19 protein-coding genes are annotated in these 18,832 nt (G+C 71.6%); 9 read left to right on the top strand and 10 right to left on the bottom strand.

Annotated elements, in window-relative coordinates:
- Positions 1 to 86: 86 nt before the first annotated feature.
- Positions 87 to 1,220, top strand: coding sequence for a sensor histidine kinase (locus ABD785_RS07205; protein ID WP_344823576.1), 1,134 nt, complete (start codon positions 87 to 89; stop codon positions 1,218 to 1,220).
- Here ABD785_RS07205 and ABD785_RS07200 read toward each other — a convergent pair.
- Positions 1,208 to 1,915, bottom strand: coding sequence for a L,D-transpeptidase family protein (locus ABD785_RS07200; RefSeq protein WP_344823573.1), 708 nt, complete (start codon positions 1,913 to 1,915; stop codon positions 1,208 to 1,210). The two genes, ABD785_RS07205 and ABD785_RS07200, sit on opposite strands and share 13 nt — an antisense overlap.
- A gap of 188 nt (positions 1,916 to 2,103) precedes the next feature.
- On the opposite strand from ABD785_RS07200, the gene ABD785_RS07195 reads away from it, so the two are divergent.
- A complete protein-coding gene (locus ABD785_RS07195; protein ID WP_344823571.1) occupies positions 2,104 to 2,817 on the top strand; it encodes a hypothetical protein in 714 nt (237 codons plus the stop codon).
- Position 2,818: 1 nt separating this feature from the next.
- Positions 2,819 to 3,304 (top strand): T3SS (YopN, CesT) and YbjN peptide-binding chaperone 1, encoded by a 486-nt coding sequence (locus ABD785_RS07190; RefSeq protein WP_344823568.1) that lies wholly within the window; start codon positions 2,819 to 2,821, stop codon positions 3,302 to 3,304.
- 64 nt (positions 3,305 to 3,368) lie between these two features.
- Here the strand turns inward: ABD785_RS07190 and ABD785_RS07185 are convergent, their stop codons facing one another.
- The 4 genes from ABD785_RS07185 to ABD785_RS07170 all read right to left on the bottom strand — a co-directional run bounded on the left by ABD785_RS07185 (position 3,369) and on the right by ABD785_RS07170 (position 6,558).
- Positions 3,369 to 3,710 (bottom strand): SHOCT domain-containing protein, encoded by a 342-nt coding sequence (locus tag ABD785_RS07185; protein ID WP_344823565.1) that lies wholly within the window; start codon positions 3,708 to 3,710, stop codon positions 3,369 to 3,371.
- Positions 3,707 to 4,150 (bottom strand): DUF6325 family protein, encoded by a 444-nt coding sequence (locus ABD785_RS07180; RefSeq protein ID WP_344823562.1) that lies wholly within the window; start codon positions 4,148 to 4,150, stop codon positions 3,707 to 3,709. Before ABD785_RS07180 ends, ABD785_RS07185 begins: the two co-directional genes overlap by 4 nt.
- A gap of 180 nt (positions 4,151 to 4,330) precedes the next feature.
- Positions 4,331 to 5,038 carry a DUF4097 family beta strand repeat-containing protein gene (locus tag ABD785_RS07175; RefSeq protein ID WP_344823559.1) on the bottom strand — a complete coding sequence of 236 codons (708 nt, stop codon included), beginning with the start codon at positions 5,036 to 5,038 and terminating at the stop codon, positions 4,331 to 4,333.
- A gap of 50 nt (positions 5,039 to 5,088) precedes the next feature.
- Positions 5,089 to 6,558 carry a flavin-containing monooxygenase gene (locus ABD785_RS07170; RefSeq protein WP_344823556.1) on the bottom strand — a complete coding sequence of 490 codons (1,470 nt, stop codon included), beginning with the start codon at positions 6,556 to 6,558 and terminating at the stop codon, positions 5,089 to 5,091.
- Positions 6,559 to 6,635: 77 nt separating this feature from the next.
- Between ABD785_RS07170 and ABD785_RS07165 the strand changes: the two genes are divergently transcribed.
- The 3 genes from ABD785_RS07165 (at position 6,636) to ABD785_RS07155 (ending at position 9,765) form a co-directional block, all read left to right on the top strand.
- The gene (locus ABD785_RS07165; protein ID WP_344823553.1) at positions 6,636 to 7,247 is read left to right on the top strand and encodes a TetR/AcrR family transcriptional regulator; all 612 of its coding nucleotides are present in this window, start codon (positions 6,636 to 6,638) and stop codon (positions 7,245 to 7,247) included.
- Between the two features lie 131 nt (positions 7,248 to 7,378).
- The gene (locus ABD785_RS07160; RefSeq protein ID WP_344823551.1) at positions 7,379 to 8,533 is read left to right on the top strand and encodes a PucR family transcriptional regulator; all 1,155 of its coding nucleotides are present in this window, start codon (positions 7,379 to 7,381) and stop codon (positions 8,531 to 8,533) included.
- 44 nt (positions 8,534 to 8,577) lie between these two features.
- A complete protein-coding gene (locus tag ABD785_RS07155) occupies positions 8,578 to 9,765 on the top strand; it encodes a molybdopterin molybdotransferase MoeA (RefSeq protein ID WP_344823548.1) in 1,188 nt (395 codons plus the stop codon).
- A gap of 2 nt (positions 9,766 to 9,767) precedes the next feature.
- On the opposite strand, the gene ABD785_RS07150 is transcribed toward ABD785_RS07155, so the two are convergent.
- Both ABD785_RS07150 and ABD785_RS07145 read right to left on the bottom strand, forming a co-directional pair.
- Complete coding sequence (locus ABD785_RS07150) at positions 9,768 to 10,352, bottom strand: TerD family protein (RefSeq protein ID WP_344823545.1); 585 nt, start codon at positions 10,350 to 10,352, stop codon at positions 9,768 to 9,770.
- Positions 10,353 to 10,501: 149 nt separating this feature from the next.
- Positions 10,502 to 11,113: a hypothetical protein gene (locus tag ABD785_RS07145; RefSeq protein WP_344823542.1), complete on the bottom strand. Its 612-nt coding sequence runs from the start codon at positions 11,111 to 11,113 to the stop codon at positions 10,502 to 10,504.
- A 165-nt stretch (positions 11,114 to 11,278) separates the two neighbouring features.
- Here ABD785_RS07145 and ABD785_RS07140 point away from each other — a divergent pair, with 165 nt between their 5' ends.
- The gene (locus ABD785_RS07140; RefSeq protein WP_344823539.1) at positions 11,279 to 11,902 is read left to right on the top strand and encodes a hypothetical protein; all 624 of its coding nucleotides are present in this window, start codon (positions 11,279 to 11,281) and stop codon (positions 11,900 to 11,902) included.
- A 64-nt stretch (positions 11,903 to 11,966) separates the two neighbouring features.
- Positions 11,967 to 12,542: a TerD family protein gene (locus ABD785_RS07135; RefSeq protein WP_344823536.1), complete on the top strand. Its 576-nt coding sequence runs from the start codon at positions 11,967 to 11,969 to the stop codon at positions 12,540 to 12,542.
- 22 nt (positions 12,543 to 12,564) lie between these two features.
- Here ABD785_RS07135 and ABD785_RS07130 read toward each other — a convergent pair whose 3' ends face one another.
- On the bottom strand, positions 12,565 to 13,440 hold the full coding sequence (locus tag ABD785_RS07130) for a M48 family metalloprotease (RefSeq protein ID WP_344823534.1): 876 nt from the start codon (positions 13,438 to 13,440) through the stop codon (positions 12,565 to 12,567).
- Entirely contained in the window at positions 13,437 to 13,802 is a 366-nt protein-coding gene (locus tag ABD785_RS07125; RefSeq protein ID WP_344823531.1) for a BlaI/MecI/CopY family transcriptional regulator, read from the bottom strand. Before ABD785_RS07125 ends, ABD785_RS07130 begins: the two co-directional genes overlap by 4 nt.
- Positions 13,803 to 13,952: 150 nt before the next feature.
- On the opposite strand from ABD785_RS07125, the gene ABD785_RS07120 reads away from it, so the two are divergent.
- On the top strand, positions 13,953 to 14,888 hold the full coding sequence (locus ABD785_RS07120) for an alpha/beta fold hydrolase (protein ID WP_344823528.1): 936 nt from the start codon (positions 13,953 to 13,955) through the stop codon (positions 14,886 to 14,888).
- Here the strand turns inward: ABD785_RS07120 and fxsT are convergent.
- A complete protein-coding gene (gene fxsT, locus ABD785_RS07115) occupies positions 14,819 to 18,769 on the bottom strand; it encodes an FxSxx-COOH system tetratricopeptide repeat protein (RefSeq protein ID WP_344823525.1) in 3,951 nt (1,316 codons plus the stop codon). The genes ABD785_RS07120 and fxsT overlap by 70 nt on opposite strands.
- Positions 18,770 to 18,832 lie beyond the last annotated feature (63 nt).

The following is an 18,832-nucleotide window of genomic DNA, read 5'->3' as shown; positions in this document are numbered from 1 at the left end:
CAAGGGGCGGCAGCCACCGGGAAAGGCTCCGTAAGGGGGACGGGGCGCGGGGCGTCGCGGTGGTGGTGCGGCCTAGCGTGCGGTGGATGGGCCGGTACAGGGAAGCGCTGCTCAGGGACCATGAGGAGCCCGGTCCGTGGATCGTCGTCCTGGACGTCAGCATCACCGGTCTCGCGGTCGTGCTGGCGCTGTTCGTGGACCCGGGACCGGGGTCGGGAGGGGTGGCGCTGGCGGCGCTGGCACTGCCGTTGCGGCACCGGTTCCCCGTGGCGGTCCTGGCCGTGGCGGTGCTCGCCGACGCCGCCGATCCGCGCCTCGACATGGCCGTCGTCATCGTCTACTTCTTCTCCGTCGCCGCTGTGGCGCACCATCGGCGGCGGGGTCCGGTGCTGTGGGCGGCGCTGGCGATCGCGATCCTGCTGTGCTTCGACCCCTGGACGGCCCGCGAGTGGGATCTGGAGCATCTGCCGCGGATCGCCGGGTCCCTGCTCGCCTCGATCGCGCCCGTCGCGGTCGGGTTCTCCGCGCGGGCCGGCACCGAACTCCAGCGGCAGCGGGAGCTCACCCGGCGGATCGAGCGGGAGGCCGCGCTCGACCGGGCCAGGGCCGATGACCGGCGGCGCCTCGCCCTCGAACTGCACGACTCCCTCGGCCACGAGCTCAGCCTGATCGCGGTCCACGCGGGGATGCTGGCGGTCACGGCGGAGGACGGCGGGCGTCAGGGGGCGGAGCGGATCGGGAGACTGGCCCGGCAGGCCCTCGCCGAACTGCGGCAGATCGTCTTCACGCTGGGCGGACGGGCCGAGGGCTCCGCCGCGGCGGAGCTGCTGTCGCTCGCCTCGGTGCCCGCCATGGTCCGGCGGCTGGCGGAGGCGGGGATGCCGGCGGAGCTCGTCCTGGACGGTGAGCTGGGGGATCTGCCCGAGGACGTCGACCGGCTCGGGTTCCGGATCGTCCAGGAGTCGCTCACCAACACGCTCAAGCACGCGCCGGGCGCGGCCGTCCGGGTGGTGCTGCGCCGCGAGCCCGGCCGGCTGGTCCTCGACGTCACCAACGGCCGCGCTCCGCTGGTGCGCGAGAGCCCGCTGCCGAACGGCCACGTGGGCCTCGCCGGGCTCGCCGAACGCGCCGCCCGCCTGCACGGCACCGTGGCGGGGAGGCCCGCCCCGGACGGCGGCTGGACCGTCCACGCGGAGCTTCCGGTCGCTCAGCGCACGTAGACGCGGGCGCCCTTCGGGACCATGCGGTAGAGCTTCGCGGCCTGGGTGAGGGGGACGCGGACGCAGCCGTGCGAGGCGGGCCTGCGGGGAACCCGCACCGAGCCGTGCATCGCGATGCCGCCGTGGAAGTAGATCGGCTTGTACATCGCCCCCAGCGGGCCCACATGCCACTTGTGGATCTTCCGGTAGACCCGGAAGGAGCCGCGCGGGGTGATGGCGCTGCCGCAGCCGCCGCGTTCGCAGTAAGCGCGCCGGGAGCCCGTCGAGACATGGGTGATGAAGGCCGGGCGGTTCCCGCGGAAGACGGTCAGGACCTGGCGGCGCAGGCTGATCTCCACCCGGTTCCCGCCGCCCTCGGGGCGGAACGCCGGAGGCCTGCGGGGCGAGGCGAGCGCCGTCCAGGTCCGTGCGTCGACGACCGTCGTCACGGGAAGGCGGTTGATCTTCTTGAACGCCCACAGCGCGGCCCGCAGGTCCTCGGTGAACAGGCCGTCGACCGCACCGGGGTCGTAGTGGAGGTCGCGCAGGCGCCGCTGGACGGTGCGCACCTCGGCCCGGTAGTCGCCGAGGCGGAGCGTCGGACGGTCGGGCGCGACGGTACCCGGAGCCGCGTACGCCGGCGCGCCGAGCAGAGGTAGGGCGGCGGAGAGCGCTCCGACGAACGCGGCGCGCCTCAGCGGCTTCCAGGAAGGCATGGCAAGTGTCGTACCCCGGACCCCGGGCCCCGGCCGTGCCGGGAGCGGAAAGCTCCGGCAAGGGTTGCGCTCGGATTGCTTATGCCTTCTATGCACCCCTATTAACAGACTTGTCGGCAAGTGTGCTTACGATGGGCGACGAGTGCATCACTCGGAGTCACTCATCCATCACACGCAGGGAGACGGTCATGCCGAACACCACCGCGAAGGGCACCACCCCGCAGGGGCCGGAGCGACGCGGGCAGGAGCAGCAGCAGCAGCCGCTTCAGGCCGCGGCCGACCCGCAGGCGCAGGCGCTCCAGGCCGCCCAGGCGCAGCAGCAGGTCCTTCAGGCGGCGATGGCGCAGCAGCAGGCCGTCCAGGCGGCCTATCAGCAGCAGGCCTACCAGGCGGCGGTCGCGCAGCAGCAGGTTCTGCAGGCGGCGCTGGCCCAGCAGCCGGTCCCCGCCTACCAGGCGGCTTACCAGCCGCAGGCCTACCAGGCCGCGTACCAGCCGCAGGCCTACCAGGCGGCCTACCAGCCGCAGCCCTACCAGGCGGCGGTCGCGCAGCAGCAGCAGCAGATTCTGCAGGCGGCGCTGGCCCAGCAGCCGGTCCCGGCCTACCAGGCGCAGGCGGCGCAGCAGCCGCAGTTCCAGCAGGCGGCCGTGGCCCAGCAGCAGGTCCTGCAGGCGGCGCTCGCCCAGCAGCAGCCGCTTCAGGCCGCCTACCAGCCACAGCTCCACCACGCGGCGCTCGCGCACCAGCAGGCCCTCCAGGCCGCGCTGAACCAGCAGCACGCTCCCGAGGCCTTCCAGGCCGGCGCGCAGGCGACCTACTTCCAGGCCGACGCCGACCCGTCGCCGCTGGGGGACCGTCAGGAGCGCCCCACGCCGCGGCCCGGCCGCCCGTCCGGTTCCTGAGGTGGGGGCAGCGGTCCCGGACGAACCCGAGTGCCTCCACGCCGAGGCCGTGGCGATCACCACGGCCTGGGCGGCGGCCAACGGGCTCGCGACGGCCCCCGCCGCCCTGGCCGATCTGAGCGTGGGCTCGGGGTCGGCGATCGTCTACCTGCGGGTCCTGGACGAGCCGCCGCTGATCGACCTGATCTCGCCGCTGGTCCGGGACGTCGGTTTCGACCCGGAACTGCACGAGGCGCTCGGCGCGATCACCCGGCGGATGCTGATCGGCCGCGTCTACTGCACCGACCGGACGATCTGGGCGTCCTGCCCGGTGCTCGCCCGGCCGTTCCAGCCGGAGCACCTCATGATCGCCCTGAGTCTCATGACCGGCCTCGCCGACGATCTCGACGACGAGCTGGCCGATCGCTTCGGGGGGATGCGCGCGATCGGTGACGAGGCCGGACCGCACGCCGTCCCCGACCGCGACCGCATCGGCATGTACCTGTAACCGAAAGGGCCGCCCCGGATCATCCGGGGCGGCCCTTTCCGGTGCCGGCGGATCGGCTGATCGATCAGGTGGCGAGGACGCGGGCCTTCTCCGCGGCGAACTCCTCGTCGGTCAGCACGCCGTCCGCCTTGAGCTGGGCGAGGTCGCGGAGCTGCTGGACCCGGTCGGGGGCCGCGGCGGCGGGCGCGGCCTGCTGCTGCACCTGCTGCTGGGCCTGGACCTGGCTGCTGATCCGGTCGGCCATCTGCTGTTCCTGCTGGTAGGCGTACTGGTCCTGCTCGGCCGACCGGCGGGCGGCGCGGTTGCGCATCCCGCCCTGGACCGCCGTGGCGGTGCCGGTGATGACGGCCGTCCGCGCCATCGTTCCGATCAGGCCGGGACGCCCGACCCTGCCCCCTCTGATCACTTGTCCTCCTCGAGAGCGCCGATGGCCTCCTGCACGACCGGGCGGGGAACGCGTTCGAGCATCCGCACCCGACTGCCCGACCTCCGCAGGGCGGCGCTGAGCCGGGACGCCCAGGTGTTCTCCCAGACCATCACCATGGCCGTCGAGCCGGGCGGGAGTTCGGCCCCCACCAGCTCCAGATCCTCGGCGTTGAGGAGGTCGAGCTCGTCGTCGACGAGGCCGCGGTAGACCTCGGCGACGTTCGACTCGGTCACCTCGGTGATCGTCACCGTGCCGTCCGCCGACTTGGCGACGAAACTGATGTCGATGACCTTCACCGTCCCGGTGTCGCGCAGATCGAGGATCGCCGCGGCGACCTCCTGGTCGACGCCGTCCCCGCCGAGCTCGACCACGGCGACGTCCACGGGACCCACCGATTCGGCCTTGAGCATCGTTGCCATGCCTCTCCCCCCACCCGATGCGATATCCGCTGTTCTTCCCGGAGGCGTGCGAGGCGACCGTCCCCGGCGTAAACGGCCGGGCAAGCTTCGCCCCGCGCAGGGTCAGGCCCCGCCGAGAGGGAACGGCCCGGCAGCCGAGACCAGGGAGCGGCCGCCGGATGAGGGCGTCCCGTTCCCGGATCAGCCGGACAGGGCCGTCAGGTCGCCGTTGGTGGTGCGCAGGGTGAGGTGACGGTCCGCGGAGGGGGAGGTGGGGACGGTGACGCTGGTCCGGCCGTGCTCGGTCGCGGCGGTGACGGCGTAGGGCGGGGCGGCCGGCGGGAGGGTGAGGCGGACGGAGCCGTTGACGGTGGTGGCGGTGACCCGGGCGGGCGCGGTGGCGCAGCCCAGGACGACGTCGCCGTTGGTGGTCAGCGCCTCGACGGAGGCCGCGCGCTGGGAGGCGACCCGCACGGAACCGTTCTGGGTGGCCAGCCTGAGGGGTGCCCCGTCATCGCCGGGGCCCGCCACCACGACGTCGCCGTTGACGGTCGTGAGGTCGAGGGAGCCCGTCAGCCCGCTCGCCTCGATTCCCGCGTTGCGGGCCGTGACCGTCACCGCGGTGCCCGCCGGGACGCTCACGACCGGCATCGGGTCGCACGCGGCGCCGTTCTCCGGGCAGCGCAGGTCGAGGGTCGAGGAACCCGGGGACCAGCGGGCCGCCACCCGGCCGTCGACCGTGATCCGGTCGCCGGAGACTCCGCGCAGCCGGACCCCGTTCTCGGTGATGACGACGGTCCGCCCGCCGTCACCGGCCCTCCAGTGATCTCCGCCGGGCCTTCCGTCGCCGCCGCAGCCCGTCAGGGCGACCATCAGCCCGGCCGCGGCACAGGCGCTCATGACCTTCATGGCGTCCGGAGTTCCCCGAATCCGCCGACCCAAAATCGCGGCGGGCCGGTCTACCGGACGAGGCGGTAGTGCACCGGGTCGAGCCGCCGGGTGGCCCGGCGGTAGGCGGTCATGGAGCCCGGCCAGTTGCTGGTGTTGCGGCGCCGCTCGTCGAGGTACCAGCTGTCGCAGCCGCCCTGGTTCCACACGGTCGTGGACAGGCGCCGCTGGGCGGCGGCGTCGAAGCCCTCCAGGACGTCCTCGCGCAGGTCCATCACCGTGACGCCCGAGGCCAGCAGCCGGGCCGCCTGGACGATGTAGGCGATCTGGCTCTCCAGCATGTGGACGATCGAGCCCGAGCCGACATTGGTGTTCGGCCCGTACATGAGGAAGAAGTTGGGGAAGCCGGAGACGGCCAGGCCCAGGAAGGCACGGGCGCCGTCCTTCCAGGCGGAGTTCAGGTCGAGGCCGTGCGCGCCGGTCACCCGCATGGGCGCCATGAAGTCCTGGGAGCGGAAGCCGGTGGCGAGGATGATGACGTCGGCCGGATGGTTGTGGCCGTCGGCGGTGCGGACCCCGTCGGCGGTCACCTCGGTGATCGCCGAGTCGACGACGCTCACGCCGGGCCCGTTGAGCGCGGTGTAGTAGTCGTCGGAGGTGAGGATGCGCTTGCAGCCGGGCTCGTAGGCGGGGGTCAGGCGCCGCCGGAGGGCGGGATCGGTGACGGTGCGCAGGGCGTACCGGCACAGGGCCCGGATGTGGACCGAGAGGGCCCTGCGCCCGGCCGGGGCGATCAGCGCGGGGTTGAGGAGCAGCTCGAACCACAGGAAGATGCCGAGGCGGGAGAGTTTCTGGATCGCGGGGAACCGGCGGTTGAGCGCCTTGCGCCAGGCGGGGTAGACGCGATCGGGTTTGGGGCTGATCCAGTGCGGTTCGAGCTGGAAGACGGTCAGGCGGCTGGTGCTGGGGGCGATGATGGGGACGAACTGGACCGCGCTGGCGCCGTTGCCGACGACGGCGACACGCCGGCCGGTGAAGTCCGTCCCGTGGTCCCAGCGGGCGGAGTGGAAGAACGGGCCGGTGAAGGACTCCGCGCCGGGAAGGCCGGGGACGGCGGGGTTGGAGAGCTGGCCGCAGGCGCTGACGAGCAGGTCGAACCCGAGGCGGGTGCCGTCGGTCAGCCGGACGGTCCACGTGCCGGTCGCCTCGGCGAACTCGGCGCTCTCGACCTCGCTGTCGAACCGGATCCGCTCGTGAACACCGTGGGCGTCGGCGCAGTCCTCCAGATAGGCGAGGATCTCGGGCTGCTCGGCGAACCGCCGGCTCCAGCCGGGATTCGGGGCGAAGGAGTAGGAGTACAGATGGGACGGTGCGTCGCAGGCCGCACCGGGGTAGGTGTTGTCGCGCCAGACTCCGCCGAGCCGGCCGGCCTTCTCCAGGAGGGTGATGTCGCGGAAACCGGCCTTCATGAGCTCGATGGCGAGCCCGAGCCCGCTGAAACCGCTTCCGACGATCCCGATCGACAGGTGCCGACGATGCATGATCGACTCCAACCAGCGAGTAATGTAACCGACAATGATGTCGGTAGGCGCGACGGTAGCACAGAGGGACGGAACAGGTGACAGACCCAGGACCCAAGACCCGGATGCGGGCCCCGGAACGCCGGGCGTTGATCACTGCGGCCGCGGTGGAGGTTTTCGCGGCGAAGGGCTACCACGCGTCGTCGCTGGGCGAGATCGCCAAGGCCGCCGGCGTCGCCCGGACGGTGATGTACGACCACTTCCCCTCCAAGAGGGTGCTGCTCCTGGCGGTGATGCACGAGCAGAACGCGGCCCTGATCGAGTACATCGGGGTCCGGATCATGAGCGCGGGGACCCCGCGCGAGAGGATGGCGAGCACGATAGACGCCTACTTCAGCTTCGCCGAGAACAAGCCCGCCGCCAGGCATCTGCTGTTCGACCGCACCGATGACGACGATCCCGAGGTCAGCACGGTCCGGCAGGGGATCCGCGACGCCCGGCTGAGCGCGGTGACGGCCCTGCTCGCCTCCGACGTCGAGTGGATCGGCGCGGACCCGACCGGGATGGCGACCGAGGCGATGGTGGAGCTGATCATCAGTGGTCTCGACGGGGTGGCCCAGTGGCGGATGCGGAAGCCGGACGTCCCGCGGTCCACCCTGGTCGAGGCCACGATGTGGCTCCTGTGGGAGGGCCTCGCCCCGAGACGCTGAACGAGATGTGTCTCCTCCGGCCGCCGTGGGGCCCTTGACGCCCCGCGGCGGCCTTCGCATAGTAGGTCTCAATAACCGACATTGGTGTCGGTTGCCCTAGGCGCATCAGCCCACCGGAGGTGGCATCAGCCGTGACCGAAACGCTCATCGGATCCCGGGCCCCGCTCGCGGCGGACGCCCTGCGCGCGGCCGTGCCCGGCATCATCGCCGCCGCGGTCGACGACGCCACGGCGGCGGACGGAGCACCCCTCCGCGGCCTGCGCCACGCGCTCCGCCAGGCGATGGACCTCTTCCTCGACCCGGCGATGCTCTCCGAGCGCCATGTCGAGGACGTCTTCCAGCGGATGGGCGCGCGCTGCGCCGGTCAGGGCGTCCCGCTGGCGGAGGTCCGCACCGCCCAGCAGGCCGCCACGGGGACGGCCTTCGACCTGCTCACCCGGCATCTGACCCGCTCGGGCGCCCTCGCCGACCCGCAGGCCAACGGGCTCCTGATGCGGCGGGCGCTCGATCTCATCGCCGGCCTGAAGGAGGCGACGACGGCCGGATATCTCGCCACCGTCGACGACGAGCCGCCCTCCCACGTGCGGCCGCTGCTGGACCTGCTGCTCCAGCCGGACCCCGACGGCGTCCAGCTCGCCCTCGCCGCCGACCGGGCCCGCTGGCGGCTGCCCAGGGGCCTCGCGGTGATCGCCCTGAAGGAGTCCCCGGCGGCGTCCGCGCTCCACTGGCCCGCCGACGTGCTCCTCCATCCGGCCGGCCGCTTCCTCGTCGTGCCCGATCCCGAGGGCCCCGGGCGGCCCGCGTCCCTCCGCCGGATGCTGGAGGGGCGCCCCTCGGCGATCGGCCCCACGGTCGGCACCGGCAGGGCGGAGGTCTCCCTGCGGCTCGCCCGCCGCACGCTCGACCTGCTCGCGCCCGGCTCCCCCGGCGAGCACTTCCCGGTCCGGGCGATCGACCACGTTCCCGATCTCATGATCATGAGCGATCCCGACCTGTTCCGGCGGCTGACCGAGCGGACGCTCGCCCCGCTGGCGGGCCAGCCGCGCGGCAAGCGCGCCGTCTTCATGCAGACCCTGCTGGCCTACTTCGAATGCGGCTACAGCACGGGCGCCGTCGCCGACCGCCTGCACGTCCACGCCCAGACCGTCCGCTACCGGATCCGGCGGCTGGAAGAGATCTTCGGTCCCGAGCTGCACGACCCCGACCGGATGCTCGACCACCTGATCGCCCTGCGCGCCTGGCGCCTGCTGAGCGCCCCCGACGGCGCCGGCGTCTGGCAGTGCTGACCCGGCCGCGCGGTGCCGGGGGCGCGGCGGGCAGGATGGCCCCCATGACATCCGTGGGTGGACCGCCGTCCGATGTCCGGGGCGTGCCGTGGCAGCGCGCCCGGCACCTCGCCCACGCCGCCGCGCGGCCGCTCGGGGCCGTCGACCTGCCCCTGGACCTGGCCGCCGGGCTGACCCTGGCCCGGGAGCTCGTCACCCGGACGGCGCTGCCCGCCTTCGACACCTCGGCCATGGACGGCTTCGGCGTCGCGGGCCCCGGACCCTGGCGGATCCGCGGGACGGTCAGGGCGGGGACGGTCTGGACGGGCGGCCCGCTCCGCCCCGGCGAGGCCGTCGCGATCTCCACCGGGGCCTGCGTGCCGCCGGGTGCGGACTCCGTGCTGCCCGTCGAGGTCGCCGAACGCGCCGGGGACCTGCTGACCGGCCCGGACCCCAGGCCCGGCGGGCACATCCGGCGGCTGGGAGAGGACGCGGCGGCCGGGACGGTCCTGGCGCCGCCGGGCACTCCCGCGGGCCCCGCCCTGCTGGGCCTGGCCGCGACCTGCGGCCACGACACTCTGCGCGTCCGGCCGCGGCCCGGAGTGCGGCTGCTGGTGACGGGCGACGAGCTGGTCCGGGCGGGGGAACCCGGTCCCGGCCGGATCAGGGACGCCCTGGGGCCGTCGCTTCCGTCGCTGGTCACCGGGCTCGGCGGGGAGCCGCTCAGCGTGCACGAGGTCGAGGACGCCCCCGGGAACGCGCTCGCGGAGGCCGTCGAGGGAGCGGGCGAGGCCCAGGTGATCGTGGTGACGGGATCGACCTCGGTCGGCACGACCGACGCGCTCCGCCGGCTGCTGCACGACCACGAAGCCCGCTGGATCGTCGACACGGTGGCCTGCCGTCCCGGGCATCCGCAGCTGCTCGCCGAGCTCCCGGACGGGCGCCTGCTGCTGGGCCTGCCCGGCAACCCCTACGCCGCGCTGGTCGCCGCCCACACCCTGCTGGCCCCGCTCCTGGCCGGGCTCGCGGGGCGCGGCCTCCCTGCGCTGCCGATGCTCCCGCTGACCGGCGAGGTCCCGGTCACGCCGGGCCGCACCCGGCTGCTGCCGGTCGTCTGGGCGGGCGCCGCCGCCCGCGTCCTGGGCGGGCACGGGGCGGCGTTCCTGAACGGGGCGGCCCTCGCCGACGCCCTGGCCGCGGTCCCGCCGGGCTGGAACCGCGAGGACCCGGTCCCGCTGATCGTCCTGCGCTAGCGCTACTGGACCGCGAACCTGATCAGGGCCTGACGGTCGCCCTGCTTGATCTTCCCGGACCGGTTCAGCACCTCGAGCTGCCACTGCGAGCCGTTGCGGAAGGCACGGCAGATGGCGTTGGCGTTGTCGGAGCCCAGCAGCGACGGCCAGATGTCGGCCACCTGGCTGCTGCTCCCGCCGGTGGCGTCGTAGATCTTGAACGAGACGTTGTTGGCCTTGTCGAAGGAGCTGCCGCGCTTGAAGGCGCTGGCGATGAAGACGATGGAGGTGATCGCGGTCGGGATCTCGGAGAAGGTGACCTGGACCGTCTCGTCGTCGCCCGACGCGGCGCCGGTCTGCTCGTCGCCGGAGTGCTTGACCGAGCCGTTCCCGAGCGGGTCGAGGGAGTCGAGCCCGGCGAACCGGACCGGCTCGGCGCCCTGCATCAGCACCGCGATCAGATCGAGGTCCACGCCCTTCTTGCGCCGCGCGATGCCCAGCAGGCCCCCGCTGGACCCCGCCGACGGGTCCCAGGCCACACCCACGACCAGGTGGGTGATGCCGTTCAGGTCCGCGGCTCCGTCTTCCTTGGTCAGCGTGATCGCCATGATCTCCCTCTCGTCGTCCGCTTGCGTCCGCAACAAAACTACACCTGTAATAATCCGGGTGGAGCGGACAAATCGCCCCGAAACCGGCTAACGGTGCAACGCAAACGGCCCCGGGTGCGTTCCACGGGGCCGGGGGAGGGGCGAATGCCTTAGGCGAGGCCGAGATGGGCCAGGACGCGGCGGATCTCCTCGCCGGGGTCCGCGGTCAGCGCCTTGTGCGAGACCTCGACGCCGTTCAGCTCGCCCATGGCCTCGTGCAGCGCGGCCTGGACGGCGGGATCACCGGTCGCGTCGTCGGTGACGAAGACGAACCGCGCCGACGGCCACGCGCGCAGGATGCGCCGCCAGATCAGGGCGTTGGCCGGGCTGGTGTCGACGATCACGCTCCGGCCGGAGCGGACCAGCTCGTGGTGCAGGACCCGGTCCCACAGGAGGTGGTCGAGTTCCTCCCGGTCGAGGCCGAGCGCGCCCATGATCGCCTCGGAGTAGTCCCGGTTCGGCTCGACGCTGAGCGTCTCCAGCCGCAGGCCCTTCGGGGCGACGATCTCGGGGTGCGCGCCGAGCCGCTCGGCCAGCGCCTCCGTGGCCCGCGCGGACGCCGACACCACGAAGACCGGCGAGACGACCAGCCGGGCCCCGATCCGGTCGGCCGGATGATCGGCGTCGTTCTGCCCGCGGGCGGGCCTGAGGGCCTCCGCGAGGTGTTCGCTCCTGCGCTTGACGGCCCGCACCACCGCGGAACCACGCGACCTCTGAGCCATCTCTCCGCACTCCGATCCACGTACCGCGGCACGGCTGCCGACGAGCCGGGAGGCTACCAGAAGCGCTACGACACCTGTAATTCCGGCATTCTCATCCATTGCGGCTCGCGCACCTCGGGCCGTCCGTAAACTACAGGCGTAATAGCGACAGGGGGACCCATTTCCATGCGCATCGTCGTCACCGCGACCGTCCTGGCCCTGGCCTGCCTGGCGCAGGCGGGCTGCTCCGGCGGCCGGGTCGAGGGCGCGGGCGCCGATCCCGCGCAAGCGGGCCCGGAAACGGTGCTGACGCCCTCGCCCGACCCGGTGGTCACGGCCCCCGGCCTCCCGGAGACCACCGAGCGGCCCGCGACGAGCCCGCCGGTGCCGACGGGGCCCGTCCAGACGATGCCGGGCCTCGCCTCCGCGATCACCACCGAGATCAGCGATCCGGCGCGGCACGGCACGCCGGGCGTGCGGGTCCAGCGGCGCAAGTTCGCCCAGTACCAGATCATCATCGGCTGGACCGTGACGAGCCTGGCGGGCGATCCCGCCGCCCCCGGCCTCGCCAGGACCGACGCGGTCAGGATCCTCCAGCTCGTCCAGCGGACCCGGCTGCCCCGCTACGGCTCGGTCCTGCTGATCGTCACCGGAGCCGTCGCCCACGACGGGGACGGCGGACGGAAGATGACCCGGGTCGTCCGGGCCAAGTACACCGCCGAGGCCGTCCGGGGCACGGTCTTCGCGCCCGGCACCGTCTGGGCGCAGGCCGACGACAAGGCCGCGGAGGTCAATCCGGCCTTCGGGTAGGTCATGACAGTAGGTTCGAAGGCGACGGCCCGAACGGCGGGCCGTCCGCACGGAGGAGGGGTTCATGGGAGTCAGCCTTGCCAAGGGCGGCAACGTCTCACTGTCCAAGGAGGCGCCGGGCCTGACCGCGGTCCTGGTCGGCCTCGGCTGGGACGCCCGCAGCACGACGGGCACCGACTTCGACCTCGACGCCAGCGCGCTGCTGTGCACCGAGGCGGGGAAGGTCGTCAGCGACGCGCACTTCGTGTTCTTCAACAACCTCAAGAGCCCCGACGGCTCGGTCGAGCACACCGGCGACAACCTCACCGGTGAGGGCGACGGCGACGACGAGGCGATCAAGGTCGACCTGGCGAACGTCCCCGCGGAGGTCGTGAAGATCGTCTTCCCGGTGTCGATCTACGACGCCGTCAACCGCTCCCAGAGCTTCGGCCAGGTCCGCAACGCCTTCATCCGGGTCGTCAACCAGGCGGGCGGCGCCGAGATCGCCCGCTACGACCTCACCGAGGACGCCTCCACCGAGACCGCGATGGTCTTCGGCGAGCTGTACCGGCACGGCGCCGAGTGGAAGTTCCGCGCCGTCGGCCAGGGCTACGCCTCGGGCCTGTCGGGCATCGCCTCGGACTACGGCGTCAACGTCTGACCGTCCCGGAGGGCCCCGCCGGTCAGAGGAAGGCGTGGGTGAAGGCGTGGTCGATCTGGAGCGCGGTGAGCGCCAGCGCGCCGGTCACCAGGCCCGTGCCCAGCAGGCTGACGGGGCCCGTCACCGGGTTGCGGCCCGGTGCGCGGGCCATCAGCGCCTCGACCCGGCGCAGGATGCCGGAGTCGGCGAACGCGGGCAGCGGCCCCGGCTCGCCCGATGGCTGCAGGAGGGCGACCCTGGCGATGGTCAGGGCGACGAGCTCCCGGTCGGCCACGGCCTCGGCGGCGTCCTCGTCGGCCCAGCGCTCCAGCGAGAACCGCATCCGCCCGTTGAGGCGGCGCAGCGGCGGCAGCAGCCCGGCCGCGAGCGAGCCCGCCGCCAGGTAGCGGTGGTGGCCGTGGCGCAGATGCGAGGCCTCATGGTGGAAGACGACCTCGAGCTCGGCCGCTCCGAGGACCTGGTACAGCCCGCGCGAGGCCAGCACCCCGCCGCGGCGTCCCGGCACCGACACCGCCATCGGCACGTCCGACTCCAGCAGGCTCTGCGCGAGATCCTGGGCCGACCTGACCTCGGCCACCCACCGCGACGCGAGCCGGAGCGTCACGCAGAGACCGGCCACCAGCAGCACGATCGCCGCCACCCCGAGCGGCACCGGCACGGGCTCGTCGTCGCCGAACAGCGCCCATTCCGGCATCCGGCCGGCCGCGGCGGGCTCCAGGGTCGCCCAGAAGTTCACCGCGACGAAGCCGAGGGTGCCGGCGGCCGCGGGGACCGTCATCGCGGCCACGGTGCACAGCACCCGCGCCGTCCAGACCGGGTGCAGCGGCAGCCCGACCCGGCCGAGCAGGACGCCGAGCGCCAGGGTGATCCCGGCGGGCAGGAACGTCAGCCAGATCACGGCGCGGCACCCCGTTCGGCGAGGATCCGCCGCAGCTCCAGCTCCTCCTCCGGGCTCAGCGACTGGACGAACCTGTTCAGGACGCTGCCCGAGTCGCTGGCGTGGCGCAGATGGTCGTGCATCCGGTCGGCGACCACCCTGGCCTCGTCGACGGCCGTCCGGTAGAGGAACTGGCGGCCGTCCCGGACACGGGCGAGCATCCCCTTGTCGTGCAGCCGGAAGAGGATCGTGTTGATCGTCGTGTAGGCCGGTTCGCCCGGGATCCGCGCGACCACGTCCGCTGCGCTGATCGGACCGCCCGCCGCCACCGCGGCGAGCACCTCGGCTTCGAGCTGCCCCAGCGGACGTCTCGAGAGCGCCACCTGGCACCTCCCCGGCTTGGCCTTCCATCTGCTACACGTGTAATGGTAACCCTCATGAAGATCGCGGATGGAGCGCAGTGAGCATTCGGCGTCTTCCCCCGGCCGCGATCGTGAGACATCCTGGAGACGGCTGCCGACTCCGACGGGAGAATGTCTTTGACAGCGATCGTCAGGGTCCGTGACGGCAGGCGACTGGCCGTCGCGGAGTTCGGGAGGCCTGACGGGAGACCGGTTCTCTTGTTGCACGGAACTCCGGGAAGCAGGCTCGGCCCCTGTCCGCGTTCGAGTGTGCTCTACAAGATGGGAGTCCGGCTGATCGCCTTCGATCGGCCCGGCTACGGAGGTTCGGATCGTCAGCCGGGACGCCGGGTCGTCGACGTGGCCGCCGACGTCGCGGATCTCGCCGACGCGTTGCACCTGGACCGGTTCGCGGTGCTCGGCCGCTCGGGCGGTGGGCCGCACGCGCTGGCGTGTGCGGCGCTCCTGCCGGACCGCGTCACCCGGGTGGCCGTCCTGGTGGGACTGGCCGAGACCGCCGACGACTCCATCGGCGAATGGTCGGAGCAGATGACCGGGTTCAACCGGCGCGCCTACCATGCGGCCAGGCGCGGAGCGAGAGCGGTGATGGCCCGCCTCGAGGCCGAGCGCTTCCAGAGGGATCCGAACCTGCTGGTCCGTGAACTCTATGCCGAACTCACCGAATCGGATCGCAGGGTGATCGACGACGCGGGCATCCGCAGCCTGCTCATCAGCAGCTGGACCGAGGGCATCCGGCAGTCGACCGACGGCTGGATCGACGATCTGCTGGCCTTCGTCGCACCCTGGGGCTTCGACCAGGCCGACATCAGGGTCCCGACCCTCGTATGGCACGGGGCCGATGACCATCTGTCACCCGTCGGTCACGCCCGGAATCTCGGTGCGCGCATCCCGGGCAGCCATGTGGTGATCCAGCCCGGGCGCGGGCACTTCGGCGCGCTCAACATCATGCCGGACATCATCTCCGGGCTGGCGCACGGTCACAGGGGCTGGAACTCGATCTCTCCGTCGATCCGGCGATGGGCTCTGGCGTCGGCGACCAGTGGGTGATCCTCGCCGAGGATGAGGCGCAGGGAGTCGACGGTCCGGTTGCGGAGATCGTTCGACTCCGTGGCTTTGCCGCTCTGGCGCAGGGAGATCGACAGGTTCGCCTGGCAGGCGAGCGTGTCGGGATGATCGGGGGGCAGCACGTCCCTGAACAGGCGCAGGGTCTCCCGTTCCAGGTCGGCGGCGGCTTGCGGCTGACCCTGATCGGCGAGGGTGTTGGCCACGTTGACCGCACAGGCCAGTGTGTAGGGATGGTCGGGACCGAGCTTGGAGCGGAGCGCCGTGAGCGTCCGGCTCCCGAGGTCGGCCGCGGCCTCCAGATCGCCGATCCCGCGCAGGAACGCCACGAGATTGGCGCCGGTCACGAGGGTGAACGGGTGATCCGCGCCGAGATCGTCGAGCTGGGAGTCGTGAATGGCCTGGGCCATGGTCTTCGCCGTCTGGTCGTCGCCGAGGGCGGCATGGCAGCTCGCCAGCGCGAGCTCGGTCGACGGACGCTCCGGTGTGCTGGGGAAGTGCTGCAGATAGCCCCTGAGCGTCTCCTCCATCAGCGCCTTGGAGTCCTGGTAGTGGCCGAGGCGGCGGAGGGACACCGCGAGGCTCTTGGCGGTCCGCAGTGTCTCGGTGGCGTTCGTGGTCTTGAGCACCTCCGCGAAGAGGGCGTGAGCGCGGCGCAGTTCCTCGACCGACTCGCGGTAGCGCCCGCAGTCGCGCAGGTCGCGGCCGAGGTTCTCGGCGGAGAAGAGCGTCAGGGGGTGCTTCTCGCCCAGGACCGCGCGGCGGCGGGTGAGGGTGTCGCCGTCCATGGCCAGGGCGTCGGTGTAGCGGCCGAGCAGGCGGAAGGTGACCGCGACGTTGTTGGCCGCGCTCAGCGTGAGCGGGTGGTCCTCGCCGAAGTTGGCCTTCTGCCTGTCGTAGGTCTCCTTGTACAGCTCCATGGCCTCGCGGAAGCGGCCGAGCCCGTTGAGATCGGCACCGAGTCCCCCCGCCGTCATCAGGGTGTGGGAATGGTCGGGGCCGATGTCCGGCAGCTCCCGCTGCTTGGTGTAGACCTCGTGGTCACCGGCATAAGCGGCCTCGAACTTGCCGAGCGAGCGCAGCGCGTTGTTCATCTGGAAACGCATGTAGAGAAGCTGCTGGTCATCGGCGCTGAAGGTCTCCAGCCAGCGAGCCGACAGTGCTTCACCAAGCTCCAGGGCGCGGATGAACTCGCCGCGTTTCCACAGGTAGCGCACCAGGTCGGTGAGGAGCTGCCGGGTCTCGTCCTCGGGGCATTCGGCGGCTCGTGACGGGTTGAGGTGCGGCAGGATCTGCTCGAACACCGGCCAGTTCGCCGGGTCGTCCGTCGGCATGTCCGTGCCCTCCTGCGCGGGTTTGGCCCCCCAGAGAATGCGATGGACGTCATGGCAGGCCGTGGCGCGTTCCTCTGCCGACATCTGGGCGCTGACGACCGCTTGGACGAGCCGGTGTACCTGCATCGTGTTGTCGCCGTAGCTGACCTTGGCGAGAGCGAACCTGTTGAGCTCCTGCACCACCTTGGCGACCATCTGCTTCTCCCGCAGGGTCGAGTCATAGTGGCTGAGCAGCCGGGCCATCTCGTCGCTGTAGATCATCTTCGTCGAGATGGGCTCGGGAGCGAAGAACGCGCAGAGCTGGAGCATGCGGATCGCCGCAGGGGAACTCTCGCTCAGGCGCTTGAAGGACAGGGACCACGTCTTGGCGACGACCACGGGGAAACCCTCGGGAGCCAGCTCGAGAGCCTGCCCGGTCTGCTCCTCCAGCAGGGCGAGATAGTCCCGGGCGGGCATACCGGTGCTCACCAGCCAGGCACCGGCCTGCTCGACCGCGAGCGGCAGGAATCCCAGCGCTTCACCGAGCTCCTTCGCCTCGACCTTGTTGATCCTCGGGACCTTCCGCTCGAGGTGGGCGGTGCTCTCCTCGAGCGTGAAGACGTCGATCTCCAGCGGAGCCGCCACGTGCGACCACGCCTGGTTCCGGGAGGTGATGAGGACATGGCCGTTCTCCGGCAGGTCGTCCTTCAGCTCGGCGGGATCATCGGCGTTGTCATAGATGAGCAGCCAGCGAGGATGCGGATCGCCCCGGCGCAGTGCGTCACGGGCCGCGGCCGCCGCCTCGGCCACGCTCTCGCCGACCGCCATCCCGAGCTTCCCGGCCAGCTCCGCGAGCGAGGAGTTGACGCGGTCCTTGTACTCCGCGCTGATCCACCACACCACGTCGTAGTCCGTGCGGAAGCGGTGCGCGTACTCCAGGGCCACATGGGTCTTGCCGACACCGCCGAGCCCGTACAGCGCCTGGGGCACGACCTGGGCGACGACCACGCTCTGCCCCCGCTGGAGCAGCTGGTCGCGGAGCTGCTCCAGGGCCGATCCGCGGCCGGTGAAGATGGCGTTGCGCGGAGCCACGTTCCACACGATCGGGTCGGATTTGCGCCCACCGGGGAATCGCACGTCCAACCGGGAGGCCTGCGGTCGGTCTTCGGCGTCGATGATGGGCTGGTCGAGAGCGTCCAGGAGCCGCTCGAGGGCCTGCTCCTCCTCCAGCCCGGCGAGGTCGAGGGTGAGAGGCAGGCTGTGCGTCGCGGACGGACGCACCTCGGAGATCCGGATCGTGGTGAGCCGCTGGTGGAGGCCCAGGGATTGGGCGGCTACCAGGGCGCCGATCGTGTCGTTGGAGCTCTGCGAGCGAACGAACGCGGGTGAAAGGATCAGCACGGCACGACCCGCGTCATCGATCCGGTGTTGGAGCTCGGCGGTGTTCGAGGCGTCCACGCAATGGGTGGAGACCTGGAAGTGGGCGGACTCCAGGACCTTCTCCACCCAGTCGGCCCAGCAGCGGTCGTCGGAGAGGTAGACGACGAGAAGCTCGGCCGGCGCGACCGAGCTCTTGCGGGTGAACCGGTCGAGCATCGTGTTGCGCAGCTTGTCGTCCAGCTCGGGTGAGGTGGTGATCTCACCTTCGGTGATCACGGAGGTGAGGCGCTCGAAGGCGGCGAGGATCGACGTGGGGGAGCCGGCCGGCTCCCCGAAGGCCGCGAGGGTCTCCTCGAACGCGAAGAACGGACGGTAGGGGATCTCCACATCCAGCCAGTACTTGGTGGTGGCCTTCGGGTCCAGACCTCGCGGAAAGCCTTCGAAGGCCCTTCGGACGGCGTGACGTCCGGCCTCGACCTTGGCGTTCTCCCCGTATTCGATGCGCATCGGCACGGGCAGGATGCGGATGCCCCGCGCTTCGTATCTGTCGTCGATCTGACGTGCCACATTGGCCGCGCCCTCGATGCTCTGCTCGCTCAGCGTGAAGCAGTCGACCAGCACGTCCGGCAGATGGATCGTGCAGATGTCGGCGACATCGCTGAGACCCGTGCGGCTGTCGAGCAGAACATAGTCGTAATGGGCGCGCATATCGGTGCCGAGAGCGTCGAAGAACTGACCGCCGCCCAGCTCCCGGTAGAAGTGATCCCAGTCCATCGAGATCAGCGAGGAGTAGTCGCGGTTCTGCCGGCCCGCCGTCAGAAGATCCAGAGTGCCGCCGTCGGGGAAACCGAACGTGAGGGATACCGCATGCCGTTCGGCTTTGGCGTGCTTGGCCAGCAGGGCTCTGTGCGCCGACGGATCCGCGCCATTGATCATCGCATACGAGTAATTAGTGATCATTTCAATGAGGCCGTCGGTGGACGCCACGGTGTCGGCGTCGAGGAACGGCCGGAAGAACTTGTGCAGACCCGGAGACTCGAGATCCCAGTCGACGACGAGGACCTTCTTGCCGTTCATGGCGAGGATCCAGGCCACGTTGGCGACGGCCATCGTTCTACCCGTGCCGCCCGTGTACGAGTAGAAAGTGATGATCGTGCCGGTCTCGTCGGCCATGTCTCCTCCTTCAGCCGGGGGCTCCTCGAACCTGTCGTGTGGCACGCCACGCCGGGATCCCGG

The sequence above is a fragment of the Actinocorallia longicatena genome, assembly GCF_039534125.1.
In the GTDB taxonomy this organism is placed as follows: domain Bacteria; phylum Actinomycetota; class Actinomycetes; order Streptosporangiales; family Streptosporangiaceae; genus Actinocorallia; species Actinocorallia longicatena.
The sequence above is the reverse complement of the archived record's forward strand: the minus strand, read 5'-3'. Positions and strand labels throughout refer to the sequence as shown.